This is a genomic window from Chamaesiphon sp. OTE_8_metabat_110 (assembly GCF_031382685.1).
GTDB lineage: Bacteria > Cyanobacteriota > Cyanobacteriia > Cyanobacteriales > Chamaesiphonaceae > Chamaesiphon.
This window is the reverse complement of record NZ_JANMZA010000571.1, coordinates 1-12118: the sequence shown is the minus strand read 5'-3', so window position 1 is coordinate 12118 and position 12118 is coordinate 1. Positions and strand designations below refer to the sequence as shown.

10 protein-coding genes are annotated in these 12118 nt (G+C 48.8%); 6 read left to right on the top strand and 4 right to left on the bottom strand.

Translation table 11 applies throughout. The features are described 5' to 3' along the window. Positions 1-99 precede the first annotated feature (99 nt). On the bottom strand, positions 100-510 hold the full coding sequence (locus RMO52_RS20690) for a DUF4332 domain-containing protein (protein ID WP_310418042.1): 411 nt from the start codon (positions 508-510) through the stop codon (positions 100-102). A 97-nt stretch (positions 511-607) separates the two neighbouring features. Here RMO52_RS20690 and RMO52_RS20685 point away from each other — a divergent pair, with 97 nt between their 5' ends. Then, entirely contained in the window at positions 608-2224 is a 1617-nt protein-coding gene (locus tag RMO52_RS20685; protein ID WP_309743041.1) for a rhomboid family intramembrane serine protease, read from the top strand. Between the two features lie 109 nt (positions 2225-2333). On the opposite strand, the gene RMO52_RS20680 is transcribed toward RMO52_RS20685, so the two are convergent. Then, positions 2334-4535: a recombinase family protein gene (locus RMO52_RS20680; RefSeq protein ID WP_310418039.1), complete on the bottom strand. Its 2202-nt coding sequence runs from the start codon at positions 4533-4535 to the stop codon at positions 2334-2336. A gap of 178 nt (positions 4536-4713) precedes the next feature. On the opposite strand from RMO52_RS20680, the gene RMO52_RS20675 reads away from it, so the two are divergent. Continuing rightward, entirely contained in the window at positions 4714-6147 is a 1434-nt protein-coding gene (locus RMO52_RS20675) for a proton extrusion protein PcxA (RefSeq protein ID WP_309743046.1), read from the top strand. Positions 6148-6375: 228 nt separating this feature from the next. Here the strand turns inward: RMO52_RS20675 and RMO52_RS20670 are convergent, their stop codons facing one another. Continuing rightward, positions 6376-7494 carry a 3-deoxy-7-phosphoheptulonate synthase gene (locus RMO52_RS20670; RefSeq protein WP_309743048.1) on the bottom strand — a complete coding sequence of 373 codons (1119 nt, stop codon included), beginning with the start codon at positions 7492-7494 and terminating at the stop codon, positions 6376-6378. Between the two features lie 539 nt (positions 7495-8033). On the opposite strand from RMO52_RS20670, the gene RMO52_RS20665 reads away from it, so the two are divergent. Next, positions 8034-9254 (top strand): M20 family metallopeptidase, encoded by a 1221-nt coding sequence (locus tag RMO52_RS20665; protein WP_310418036.1) that lies wholly within the window; start codon positions 8034-8036, stop codon positions 9252-9254. A 242-nt stretch (positions 9255-9496) separates the two neighbouring features. Here RMO52_RS20665 and RMO52_RS20660 read toward each other — a convergent pair whose 3' ends face one another. Further along, the gene (locus tag RMO52_RS20660; protein WP_309742723.1) at positions 9497-10603 is read right to left on the bottom strand and encodes a glycosyltransferase family 4 protein; all 1107 of its coding nucleotides are present in this window, start codon (positions 10601-10603) and stop codon (positions 9497-9499) included. Between the two features lie 239 nt (positions 10604-10842). Between RMO52_RS20660 and RMO52_RS20655 the strand changes: the two genes are divergently transcribed. From RMO52_RS20655 to RMO52_RS20645, 3 genes are all read left to right on the top strand, one after another. Further along, on the top strand, positions 10843-11034 hold the full coding sequence (locus RMO52_RS20655; RefSeq protein WP_310418033.1) for a hypothetical protein: 192 nt from the start codon (positions 10843-10845) through the stop codon (positions 11032-11034). After that, a complete protein-coding gene (gene folD, locus RMO52_RS20650) occupies positions 11000-11884 on the top strand; it encodes a bifunctional methylenetetrahydrofolate dehydrogenase/methenyltetrahydrofolate cyclohydrolase FolD (protein WP_310418030.1) in 885 nt (294 codons plus the stop codon). The genes RMO52_RS20655 and folD overlap by 35 nt, the downstream gene beginning before the upstream one ends. Positions 11885-11908: 24 nt before the next feature. Beyond that, a partial coding sequence (locus RMO52_RS20645) for a hypothetical protein (protein ID WP_310418027.1) occupies positions 11909-12118 on the top strand: 210 nt, incomplete at its 3' end.

The following is a 12118-nucleotide window of genomic DNA, read 5'->3' as shown; positions in this document are numbered from 1 at the left end:
CTAAAACCCAGATGGTGGGCAGTGCCCTACTTTTTTATTACTTTTACCTCTTACCTCTTACCTCTTACCTCTTACCTTTTACCTCTTACCCTCTACCCTCTACCCCCTACCCCCCATCTCCCGCGCCTGTCCGATCCAATTTTGAACTTCAGCGAGATTGGGGCAAAGATCGCGGCGTTGGAGCGTCGCTACGTGCATCTTGAGTAATTGCTGGTGGATTTTGTGAGCGGGCATTTGGGACAATTGCTTAATCGAGATAATTCCGGCATGAATGAGTAATCCATTGTACTGACAGCCGACTCCGGGTAATCTGGCAAGATCTGCCAACGCTACTAACTTATTGACATACTGAATTTTGGCACCCAAACTACTGGCTAGTTGTTGCTTGGTAGCGGCATCTGGGGCGACTAAGAGGAGTTGCCCGGTAGTCATAATTCCTAACTCTTGCAGTAAAAGTTGTTCGGGCTTATTTAAACCCGGTAAATCGCCGATCGACCAATCGCAAATCATAATCAAAAAAAAGGTGAGAGGATAATCGATCGCGGGAGAAACTAAATCTTTAGTTAATATAGTAATTATCTAAGTAAATAGCGACGATTGAGTACGAATGGACTTTACGAGTATTGTTTTGGTGCAAATTGCGATCTTTAGCTGCTTAGCGCTATTATTACCGACATCCCGCAGTAATTCTAGCCTGAAGGTTGCCGCGATCGTCGTGCTGATTATGTTATCGATGAGCTGGTATTTTATGCCCGCTCTGATGATGAAGATCGGGATTTGGGCGTGGGTGTCGTTCGTGTTGCTACCCCTATTGTTGATGCGCCGCCTCGAAGCATTAGTCGATAGCTCGCAATTTGCCGCAGCCAGTCGGATGGCAAAATGGCTGAAATGGTTGGCACCGACGGATGGGATGTGGCACTATCACCACTTACTTCGGGCGTTAGCGATCGCTCAGACAGGACAATTTGAGACAGCTTACCAGATATTCGATCGCTATGGATTGGTAGATCTACCACACCAGAAATCTCACAGATCGACCGCGCTCGATCGCTCGGCAACTGCTTTATTATATCGTTCTACCGATCGCTGGTCGGAATATATTAGCTGGGTGCGAACGCGGCTCACCCGCGAGCAACTGGAGCTAGATGGCGGTACCAGCTTGGTTTTTTACCTGCGGGCGTTGGCAGAAACCGGAGACTTGCATCGGTGTATCATCGAAGTAACTAAACTCGCTCGCGATCGACAGCTCAATCATCAACAATTAAATCTGCTAAAAATCTATCTCCTCGCTTACTGTGGGCGCGTCGATGCCGTTATTCACACATGTGAAGGTTTGCTATCGATGTATCCCAGCGAGATCCATCAATTTTGGATCGGTACGGCTGAGCTAGCGGCTGGCAATAGCGGCGCAGCGATAGCGCAATTGACGGATCTCCGACATAGCACCACAGATAGCTGTATTCAGCAAGATATCGATTGGCGATTGTCCCAACCACTCCCAGATCTGGAAAAACTGAGTTCGTTAGATTGGGCGAGTATCGCTCAAATGGAGTCGGCACTGCTCCAAGATGTGCGCTATGGCGATCGAGCGCCGACTACTGCACGTACGCCGATTACCAACCTCTTAATCGCGGTGAATGTCCTAGTTTTTGGGCTGGAATTATTTGTTCGCGCTCGATTGGGCGATGACGATTTGAGGATTAGACTGTGGGGTGAATTGGCTACACCATTGGTAATTAACGGTCAATGGTGGCGGATAATTACAGCGAACTTTCTCCATGAGGGGATCTTGCACTTGGGAATGAATATGTTGGCATTGCTCTATCTGGGCAAATTTGTCGAGTATCGATTGGGAAGCTGGCGGTATCTGCTAGCCTATATTGCTGCGGGAATTGGCTCGATGGCGACGATTACCTATATCAGTACGAACTGGCTGCCGCAGCCGCCAACGATTGGTGCTTCTGGGGCGATTATGGGGATGCTGGGGGTTATCGGCGCAATCCATCTCAGCGGCTGGCGACAATCCAAAGTCGCTGCGGCTGGGCGGCAATTTCAAGCCGTGCTATTTAGTGTCGGGTTCCAGTTGGTGTTTGACATCACCAACGGGCGTACGAGTATTATCGGTCACTTTTCGGGCTTGACGATCGGCTTTTTAGTCGGGTTGCTACTCCTAAAATTTGGGAGCGCTCCGGCACTTCCCGCCCTCAATTCGAGTGCGGAGTGAATCGAGCATAAGTGGCTCAATGCGATTAAATATAAGTTGTTACCGCTCGAGATGCCTGCGACTGAAGTCGCGGCTGATGATGCAAAGTCCGCCTACGCGGACTGATTAACTAGTCCGCGTAGGCGGACTTTGCACTCCGAGCAGCGGTTTCCAACCGCTGAGGTTCTAGTTGAATAGCCACGCCATGCACTAGGGATAGCAATGCGCCCATCTGTTCTTGTCCGTTAGTTGCCAGATCGCTATTACAGAGGTAGAGTCGATCGTTAACTCGATAGAGCAGATCGCGTAAGATCCGCTCCAAGCGACGTTCGTCACTGGCTTGGGTATCTAGTTCCGTCCAGAGTTTGCCCATCCGATCTTGCAGCAACAGATTGGCACCATATAGCGTCGCGGCACCACCTTCCGCCCATAATGGCGAACCAACATCCAACCAAAAATGATAGGCGTGCGATCGCTTGCTAGCGCGGTACTGGAAGATATTTGAAAGCGTCACGGCGCGATCTTGCGGTTGCAAGGGACTGGTGGGGTAGGGGTTGGCACTGATGGTACCTTGACGGAGTAAGAGGATAAATTGCGCGGTAATCTGATGGGCGGATGCGAGATATTCCGCTGGGCTATGCGTGCGCTCGGATACTTGCCAGTAGTGTTGAGCGGTTTCCATCAGTTCGCGCAGGGCGGAAAGTTTTTGATATACCCGCGCCTTGGGAGCATCGCTAGGCAGGTAGCTACCTTGCTGGAAAAAATACCCGATCGCGTCATTTAATAAATTCAGGGGCGATGGTTGTTGCGATTGGGCGCGTTCTACCCACGCGAGAATCCGATCGTAAGCCTTGGTAGCACTCGCACCGAGTCGATCCCAGCGCGGGAAATTTGTGTAGGGGAGCAGGCGCGGCTGGGATAGAGAGGGCGCATAACAGTAGTCGGCAAGCAAGCCCGCCCGCACGGGATCGATGGCGGCAGCGATCGCATTTTGGGGCGGATGTAGTGGGCTGAGCGTCACGAGCAGATCGGCAACTTCATCCCGACTGGTAAGCTGTCCCAAATTTGGATAAGTCAATGCGAGCAGCGTCAGCAGCGCGCGCACGCCCGGATCGCTATTGAGGGGAAGTTGAGCGTTGAGCGAGGCGAGCGGAATTTGCTGCTGGCTGAAGATATCGGTAATCGTCGCTCGCGAAATTGCATCTAAACCGGGCGCGATGATGGCAATCTCGCCCGGTGCTATACCACTAGAAATGAGCGCGATCGCAGCATGGGCAGTCTCTTTGAGCATTTCCCCCCGCGTGCGCGTTTCGATCGTGCTGATGCTGGGCGGGAGGCTGGGCACATTGCCAGGATTAAGGACGGCGCTAACGATCGAATCGATACTACTATGGCTATCGACTAAAAGATTTGTCGGTAGCGAATCTAGATAAATAACTTGCCGATCTAGATCGGCTTTAGCACCCTGACAGCGAGCCTTTAAGCCTAATAAATAATCTGGATCGGCACTCAAACCCAACCGTACCATCCCATCGGGATTGTAACTAAATGCTCCCCACACTCCAGCATCTAACAAAAACTCGCAAATCTGTCGCCCGATCGCGGGATAATCATCCACATCATCAGCTAACATCACCCAATAGCGATCGCGTAACTGGCGCTGATATTCAGGCTGTGGTAATAAATATCGCCAGTATAACTCCGTCATAATCCCATAAGTCAGCAACCCGCGATCGAGACACCAATCCCGCCACTCGCTCGCTAAAGACTCTACACACTGATAAATTTCGCCATTTTCACTCGCCCCAAATCCCTGGATGAGGATTGCTGGTAAATCTGCCAACGGCGTACAACTATAAGCCGCCAATTGCAGTAGATCTAGAATCCGCCGCACGAATCGATACTCAGACGGCGCAATTTCTCGCCAGTTGAGCCGTTCTAGCGCGGGTTGCCATAACTTAGTCGCCAACTCCTGCTCCGTCTCCGGACGCAATCTCAAGGGGAAGTACGCAGGTAATCTTAACTTCTGAATCAGGAGGGGATAAAATAACAACACCTCCTCTTGAATAAATCCGATCGGCGTTTTGGCTGAGATTGGATATTTACCATGCGTCTTGGCAATTAATCGATCGCTGAGATCGCGCTTACTATCATCATTACCCGCCAACACCAAAATTTTGGCATCCCGCTCCGAATGTTTACTCCGGACAACTCGCTCGTCCAACCACTGACAAAATTGAGCAACTATCGCATCTGTTTTGCCACTGCGCGTACCACCCTCAATCCAAATTGCTTTACCCGACACACCCGCATCTCCAGCGATCGTACTCACACCTTATATTAGTACCTAAATATTATTAAATTAATTGATAATTAATAATTGGGTTTTTAGAATGGGTAGTTCATCCCCTACTCTTTGTTAACAGCATAGCTCTGCTATTACCTCTTACCCATTACCTTTACCTCTTACCCTCTCCCATCTACCATCTACCCTCTACCCTCTCTTCCCCATGGAGAACCGACTTAATAAATACTGGCGCAAAGCTAATCAGTGGTTTTATCGTACCGCCGATCGAGCATTGGACGAAGCCTACAAAGCCGCTTTGAAAATAAAAGCGATCGAGGACGAACATTTTGGGGGTGAGAAAATTGAGGTTTCCCCCATATCCACTAACAATCAAGTTGCTACCTATTTTCAGAACGATCTCAATAAATACCTGCGGATTACCCGGATTCGCCTTGCCGAATTTCAAACCAGCCGCACAGTCACTGGCAATAACTATCCCCAACCGCCCGAGAGCCAGCAGTTCGATAGTCTCGGGTTTAGCGATATCAATTCCTACACTCAAGATATCGAATATGAAGCGCGAATTCTGGAAAAACTCAGCTTTATCGACGATTTATTGACTCGTTACGCCGATAATACCACTGAGATCGATCCCAATCTCCAAAGATCGACCTTCGGACAACGTGCCGTCAATTTTATTGCCCCACCTACACCACCAAACTCATTATCGATCGTCGATACAGCAAACCAGAATCCCTCCCAAACCGTCAACGTCAATCCGATTACCGCTAGTTCCCTCGGTCGTCGCCCATCCAAGCGTATGCCCAAGCAACTCGATCTTGAGGGTGAAAACGTCAATAATGACAAAAAAGCCATTATCGATATTTCCCTGATTAATACCTTTCGACGCATCCAGCAAGATCTCGATCCCAACGCCGACGTTCGAGTCCTGGAAAACTACCGCTTCAATCAAGGCAAAACAAGAACTTCACTGAGATTTATCTTGATGCTGATTTTAGTGCCGCTGCTAGCCCAATATATCTCCAAAATCATTATTGTCGGCCCAGTTATCGATGCCTACCGCAACTACCACCAAGCAGATATCTTTCTCAACGTCAACCTCGAACGAGAAGCCTTAGAGGAAATGGAAATGTTTGAAAGAAATATCAAATTCAAACACATGGTCGGTTTGACACCAAAACTCACTGCCGAAGAGATGGAAGAGAAAGTCACCGAAAAAGCCGCAAAAATCAAAGTAGACTACTATCGTAAAAGTGCCGATGCCATCAAAAATTGGTTTGCGGATATTTTATCGATCGTTACCTTTATCTGGTTGATTAGCAATAGCCAAAGACAGATCCAGATTCTCAAAGCCTTCCTCGGCGATCTGATCGCTGGGCTTAGCGATAGCGCCAAAGCTTTCATTATTATCTTACTCACCGACACCTTCGTCGGCTTTCACTCTCCCCACGGCTGGGAGATAATCCTCCAAGGCACTGCCAGACATCTGGGTATTGCTGAAAACAACGAATTCAACTCGCTCTTTATCGCGACAGTTCCGGTCTTAATGGATACCGTTTTCAAATATTGGATCTTCCGCTACCTCACCGGACAATCACCCTCATCTGTTGCTACTTACAAGTCAATGAATGAGTAGAGAAAAATTCGGTAGCGATCGGGTATTCTTCACACTTAAAAGGAGCGGCAATCGATCGATTACCGCTCCTTTTTGACCTTATAAGGACATTTGAAAAGTATCAAACAGCACTCGTAAACTTTAGAAAATCCCCCCTAGCCCCCCTTAAAAAGGGGGGAACCGGACTACTCTTGCTCCCCCTTTTTAAGGGGGCTGGGGGGATTCGATCTATACTTTTCAAACACCCTCTTAAAGGCGATCGTATGCTGCGAGAATAATGCGTTCGGTATCTACCCAATTAATACACTTATCAGTCACCGAAACGCCATATTTAAGTTGAGTGAGATCTGCTGGAATCGATTGTCCGCCTTCATGCAGATTGGACTCCAACATCATCCCCACCATTGAGGTATTGCCATTGACAATTTGTTGAATCGTGCTTTCAAAGACGATCGGTTGGAGCCGATAATCTTTATTAGAATTACCGTGACTGCAATCAATCACGATCCGTGGTGCTAAATTGGCTTTTTTGAGTTCGGTTTCGGCAGCTTGAACGCTGACGGGATCGTAGTTGGGTTTACCTTCGCCACCGCGTAGGATAATGTGTCCGTAAGCATTACCCCGAGTTTGAAAAACGCTGACCCGTCCGTGTTTGTCGATCCCCAGAAAATTGTGTGGTTGTTGGGCAGATTGGAGCGCATTTAAGGCAACTTTGACGCTACCATCGGTGCCATTCTTGAAGCCTACAGGCATCGATAGTCCGCTGGCCATTTCGCGGTGAGTTTGGGATTCGGTAGTGCGTGCGCCGATTGCCGACCAAGCAATTAATTCATCTAAGTACTGGGGAACGATCGGATCGAGTGCTTCTGTCGCTGTCGGTAAACCGATTTCTGCAAGTTTAATCAGTAGTGTCCTGCCAGTATATAAGCCCTTTTCGACATCGAAAGACTCATTCATATCTGGGTCGTTAATCAACCCTTTCCAGCCAACAGTAGTGCGGGGTTTCTCAAAATAAACTCGCATGATTAGCAAGAATTTATCTTGGACTCGATCGGCTAAATCTTTTAATTTGTAAGCATATTCTTCGGCGGCTTTGACATCATGAATCGAACAAGGGCCGACGACAATGAATTTGCGATTGTCTTGGAAATCTAAGATTTTCTGGATCTGGCGGCGATAGTTAACGATGCGTTGTTCTAATTCGGGTGATAGCGGTAACTGTGCCTTCAGCTCTTTAGGCGTAATCAAGATTCTTGAGTGGTTGATATTCGTATCGCGCAGGACATTTGCATCCAGGGTTTGTTCTAGGCTCTGGAGATCCTGATGCTCTGAGGGAGATGCTTCACCGACGGAAATTGGATTTTGCATGAGTTAAAGAAAGATGTTGAAATAGTTTTGGGACATAGCTAGTGCAGCTACTCGCTGCCTGAGTGCAATGCCAAATGGGCTACTTGGAAGGTCGCAGCTTACCCGCTTTGTTACTACTCATACTGTCAATCCCGAATCGCGAGCGTCTAGGTGACTATTATTGGAATGTGTGTAACTAGAGCATAAAAAGTGAGTAAGCATCGACCGATCTATTGCCCTCAATCGGGCACTACAACTTGCTAGATTCTAAATCGATGCCAACTATATAAATACATTAGAGCTTAAGGTTTTGGTTAGTTGAGCTGACTCGGCGGTTATCGCCAATTGTCCGCCGCGTAAAAATCGATGTGCGGTACGGGCAAGCTACTTTTAATAATTATATCGAAAATCTGTTCGATCTGAAGCATAACGATCGTCTCAATTAAAGTAGTAGCGATCGCGATCCTCAGACTCGTACTGACATAATTCGATCGGATAACCAGCCAAACGCAGAGTTAAAATTAATGTAATCAGCTTGGCTCACTCATCCCCTCAACCACATGTTTGCCACTAACGCGCCCACTCAACCCATTCATCCCGACAAAATTCGATCGGAGATTCAAGCCTTGCAGCCCCAGCTAGTCGCCTTGAGACGGCAGCTTCACCAGCAGCCCGAACTCGGTTTCCAAGAGCGCATTACTGCCGAGACGATCGCCAAAAAACTGACGGAATGGAAAATACCCCATCAGACTGGCATTGCCAAAACGGGAATCGTCGCGATGATTCAAGGGCGGAAGACGAGTTTTCGGCTCAAGACGCTCGCAATTCGGGCAGATATGGATGCTTTACCGATTCAAGAAGCTAACGATGTGCCCTATAAGTCCCAGCACGATGGGATCATGCACGCGTGCGGACACGATGGACATGTGGCGATCGCCTTGATGACCGCTTACTATCTATCCCAGCATCAAAATGACTTTGCAGGGATGGTCAAAATTATCTTCCAGCCCGCCGAGGAAGGCCCTGGTGGTGCCAAACCGATGATCGATGAGGGCGTCCTCACTAACCCCGATGTCAATGCCATCATCGGGCTACATCTGTGGAATAACTTACCGCTCGGGACGATCGGCGTCCGCAGCGGCGCATTAATGGCAGCCGTAGAATTATTTAATCTGAAGATCCAAGGCAAGGGCGGACATGGAGCGATGCCGCATCAGACGGTAGATGCGATCGTCGTCGCCAGTCAGATCGTCACCGCCCTCCAGACGATCGTCGCCCGCAATGTCAATCCGATCGATTCGGCGGTAGTCACCGTCGGTCAATTCAACGCTGGCAACGCCCGTAATGTCATTGCCGATACGGCGAGTTTAACTGGCACAGTCAGATATTTTAATCCCGATCTTGCCGACTTTTTTGAGCGGCGGATCGACGCGATCGTCACTGGTATCTGCGCTGGTTACGGTGCAACTTATCAGCTAGAGTACACCAAACTTTACCCACCCGTAATTAACGACCCCAAGATTACCGATTTGGTGCGATCGATCGCCACAGATTTAGTAGAGACACCGCTCGGCGTAGTCCCGGAGTGTCAAACTATGGGCGGCGAAGATATGTCCTTTTTCTTGCAAGCCGTACCTGGCTGTTATTTCTTTCTCGGTGCCGCCAATCCCGATCGATCTCTAGCATACCCCCATCACCATCCGCGCTTTGACTTCGATGAAACCGCACTCGCCACAGGCGTAGAAATGTTCGTCCGCTGTGTCGAAAAATTCTGTAATTGATCTGAGTTGGGGATAAGAAGAGCCTAGAGACTGAAGTCTCTGCACACGCACGCAAAGTCCGCCTACGCGGACTGATTAACCAGTCCGCGTAGGCGGACTTTGCATCACTAGCCCCGATTTCAATCGGAGGCGGTGCCAGAACGCAGCTAGAATCTGCGAGACAAACATGCTCTTACCCATTACCCATTACCCATTACCCATTACCCTTTACCCTTTACCCATTACCCTTTACCCTTTACCCTTTACCCCTGATTACCCACCACCTGCCGGATCGCATTATCCCACATTGCCATAACTGGCTCTACCCCAAACCTGTCCACGACTTTAGGCGCATGGTAAGAAAAGTACTGACGCTTGCCAGGATCGGACATCAGAATATCTAAGCCAACTGCCAACGCATCCACATTCTCCGGTACGACGAGTAGCCCGTCGATATTATTATGGATGATTTCACGGGGGCCACTGAGACAATCAGCGGCAATTACGGGGACACCACAAGCCATCGCTTCGCATAAAGTGACTGGGAAACCCTCAAATCGAGAGGCGAGCGCAAAAATATCGGCTTTGCGTAAATGAGCATCGATATTTCGGACATTACCAGGGAGAAATACCCGCTCGTCAAGTTGTAATTGGGCGCATAAATCTGAAAGTTCGGCACGCATCTCCCCCTCGCCTAAAATCGTCAAAGTCCAATCGGGATGGCGATCGCAGATTTGAGAGAAGGCTTTAATTAAGAGATCGAAACCTTTTTGGTGGGTTAATTTACCGATCGCCAGCAGATGTCGATCGTCGGTAAATAGTTGCGACTCGATCGGTTCGGACTCTGGAAGGGCAACTGGATTGGGGATCGCGACTGTCTCATAGCCTTGAGAACTCGGGAAAAAAGCTAAGCCACTGTGAGTCTTGACGTTGACTAGGGCAGCACGGCGATAAGTCCACTTTTGAAGAAATTGACCGATTTTGCTCAATCCGCCGAAAGCTGGATAGACATGCTCGCTGACGATCGTCGGTACCTTGAGGCTCCAGGTCGCCAAAAGTGTCATGATATTGATAGTATTTACAAAGCTAATTACCACATCGGGACGACTAGCGACGATCGCTTTTTTGAGGCGGCGGATCTGATTGAGAGTACGACCGAAATTAGCTAATTTATAAGCATCTTGATGGTCGATACTCAAGGATCGATACTCAATCCGCTTGTCGAGATCGTAAAATGGTGGCGACGAACCATCATCGAGGGAGAGAATGGTAATCTGCCAGCCTCTAGCTGCCCAATAGTTGGCAATGATTGACATGACTCGTTCTGCACCACCAACCTCAAGCGTAGAACTAATCAGTGTAATTTTCATCGGGTCTCAACAAGTATAGATTTAAAGACGGAAAATATGGTTGGCTCATCGAGTTACCAGCTCGATCGCATTGACTGCTAGTAGCGGTAGAAGGCGATTTCTACTTCCCCAACTCAAATTGCTCTCGATAACTAGCGTAAAGTACAAAGATCGAAAAGTTAAACGGCAATTTGACGCATATCTCGATCGGAAATTGGGGATCTGAACTGGGGGCTAAGCGAATCCGAGCATCAGCATCGATGCTATATATTGATGATTATATCAAATCAGTTTTAGCCTCATCGGTTCGGGGGAAACAGGTACGATCGATCTTCCCGATCGCGCCGTGCCAATCTAGCGGCAATCTCCGACCGACTCCTACTTGTCATCATACCCACTTCACCAGCCAAAATAGTTATGAGCCTCAGTCCCGGTCAAATTCTCGATGGTAAAGCCTTGGCACTCAAGATGCAGGATGCTTTACAAGTCCACATTAGTAAATTACAGCCCCAAATCGGTCGCCCGCCGGGACTGGCCGTATTAATGGTCGGCGATAATCCCGCCAGTGCGGCGTACGTCGGCGGTAAAGAAAAAGCCTGTGCTAAAGTCGGGATTAGGTCGTTCGGACAGCATTTTCCCCCCGATGTCACTCAGGAACGACTCACCGAAATCATCCACGAACTCAATGCTGACGATCGCGTCGATGGGATTTTAGTCCAATTACCATTACCCGATGGGTTTGACTCGGTTGCTCTCCTCCATGAAATCGCGCCCCATAAGGATGTCGATGGTCTGCACGCCCTCAATTTGGGCAAATTGGTCAGAGGAGAACCCGGACTGCAAAGCTGCACCCCAGGGGGCGTGATGCGCTTATTAGCTGAATATCAGCTAGATGTTCGCGGCAAACATGCAGTCGTGGTCGGTCGGAGTATTCTGGTGGGTAAGCCTTTGGCATTAATGTTATTAGCTGCCGATGCTACAGTGACGATCGCCCATTCCCGCACGCCCGATCTAGCGGCTATTTGCCGTCAAGCAGATATTTTGGTCGCGGCGGTCGGTAGAACCCAAATGATTACTGCCGAAATGGTGAAACCAGGAGCGGTAGTTATCGATGTCGGCATCAATCGGCTGACCGATCCGACCACAGGTAAGTCGCGATTAGTGGGAGATGTAGACTTCGACGCGGTGAGAGAGGTTGCGAGCTGGATTACACCCGTACCGGGTGGAGTGGGGGCGATGACAGTAACCATGCTGCTCGAAAATACGGTCTGGAGCTATGCACATACGCATGGCTTGGATTAGGGGAGCAGCGGCACGCGATCGAGCATGAAAAATATTCATCGGTATTTCTATCTCATTTATGTCACCATCTGGTTGCTAAATGAATATAAATATCTGCACCATATTGACTACAATGCGATCGTCGGTAAGGAGAATTATCAACTAATTAATGAATTAATCATTGGTAATTTTCTATTTGGGGCGATCGTCCTGATGATTTCTTTACTAATCCTATCCAGCCGCAAAACAGGTATT

Coding starts and splice junctions, on each gene's coding strand:
- RMO52_RS20690 (WP_310418042.1), bottom strand. CDS start 510: ATGATTTGCGATTGGTCGATCGGCGATTTACCGGGTTTAAATAAGCCC.
- RMO52_RS20685 (WP_309743041.1), top strand. CDS start 608: ATGGACTTTACGAGTATTGTTTTGGTGCAAATTGCGATCTTTAGCTGC.
- RMO52_RS20675 (WP_309743046.1), top strand. CDS start 4,714: ATGGAGAACCGACTTAATAAATACTGGCGCAAAGCTAATCAGTGGTTT.
- RMO52_RS20670 (WP_309743048.1), bottom strand. CDS start 7,494: ATGCAAAATCCAATTTCCGTCGGTGAAGCATCTCCCTCAGAGCATCAG.
- RMO52_RS20665 (WP_310418036.1), top strand. CDS start 8,034: ATGTTTGCCACTAACGCGCCCACTCAACCCATTCATCCCGACAAAATT.
- RMO52_RS20660 (WP_309742723.1), bottom strand. CDS start 10,603: ATGAAAATTACACTGATTAGTTCTACGCTTGAGGTTGGTGGTGCAGAA.
- RMO52_RS20655 (WP_310418033.1), top strand. CDS start 10,843: ATGCTATATATTGATGATTATATCAAATCAGTTTTAGCCTCATCGGTT.
- folD (WP_310418030.1), top strand. CDS start 11,000: ATGAGCCTCAGTCCCGGTCAAATTCTCGATGGTAAAGCCTTGGCACTC.